The 1,191-nt window shown below is 63.7% G+C and carries 1 protein-coding gene; it reads left to right on the top strand.

The window, feature by feature from the left end; translation table 11 throughout:
• Window positions 1-970 (top strand): sugar phosphate nucleotidyltransferase (locus ACTG4J_RS15410; protein ID WP_439140612.1); only part of this gene is annotated, 970 nt, incomplete at its 5' end.
• Between the last annotated feature and the right edge of the window lie 221 nt (window positions 971-1,191).

Below are 1,191 nucleotides of genomic sequence, written 5' to 3'. Positions count from 1 at the left end.
CGAGACGGGCTATGGCTATCTCGAACTGGGCCAGCCCGGCGATAGCGCGGCCATCCCCTTGCTGCGCTTCGTCGAGAAACCCGATCATACGCAAGCCGCGGCGATGCTGGCCGATGGGCGCTATCTGTGGAATGCGGGGCTATTCCTTGCGCGCGCCGACCGGCTGATCGCGGCCTTCAAAGAACATGCCCCCGCTTTGATCGCCCCGGTGCAAGGCGCGCTGGACGGGGCCAAGGCCGATCTGGGTTTTCTACGGCTGGCGGCCGAACATTGGACGCAGGCCGCCGATATCTCGATCGACTACGCCGTGATGGAGCGCTGCGGCGATCTGTGCGTCGTGCCCTTTGATGGTGGCTGGTCCGACCTCGGCGGGTGGGAGGCGGTCTGGCGCGCCATGTCCCCCGATGCCGACGGCATGGCCCACAGCGGCCCGGCGCATGGGATCGACTGCACCAACACGCTGCTCCGGGCCGAGGCGCCGGGGCAGGTGCTGATCGGGCTGGGGCTGGAGAACATGATCGCCGTCGCCATGCCCGACGCGGTACTCGTCGCCCCCATGCACCGCGCGCAGGAGTTGCGGCTGGCCGTCGACCGGCTGAAACAAAACGGCGCGTCGCAGGCCGCGACCTTTCCCAAGGATCACCGCCCTTGGGGGTGGTTCGAAAGCCTCGCCCTCGGCCCCCGGTTTCAGGTCAAGCGCATCCATGTGAACCCGGGTGCTGCGCTCAGCCTGCAAAGCCACCATCACCGGGCCGAGCATTGGATCGTGGTGGAGGGCACGGCGCGGGTGACGGTGGGCGAGAGCGTGCGCCTGATCACCGAGAACGAACAGGTCTACATCCCGCTGGGCGCCACCCACCGGCTGGAGAACCCCGGCAAACTGCCCATGGTCCTGATCGAGGTCCAGACGGGCGCCTATTTGGGTGAGGATGATATCGTGAGGTATGAGGATGGCTATGGGAGAGGGTGAGGGGATCGGATTCCGGTCAGAAAACGGTGTAAACATTCCGTCGTTAATCCGTAGTGCATGCGTAGCTACACGCCGCGCCACGCGGGGCGGGGATTGGCGGGGGGATGATATCGTGAGGTATGAGGACGGATATGAGAGAGGGTAAATCGCCTTGGTGGAAAAATGAATTTTATTCACAATTTGGAGAGGATGCCGTTCTTTTTGGTTATTTTAGATCTCGA

This window comes from Roseicyclus sp. (assembly GCF_965662675.1).
Taxonomy (GTDB): domain Bacteria; phylum Pseudomonadota; class Alphaproteobacteria; order Rhodobacterales; family Rhodobacteraceae; genus Roseicyclus.
This window is presented reverse-complemented; position numbering and strand designations above follow the sequence as displayed.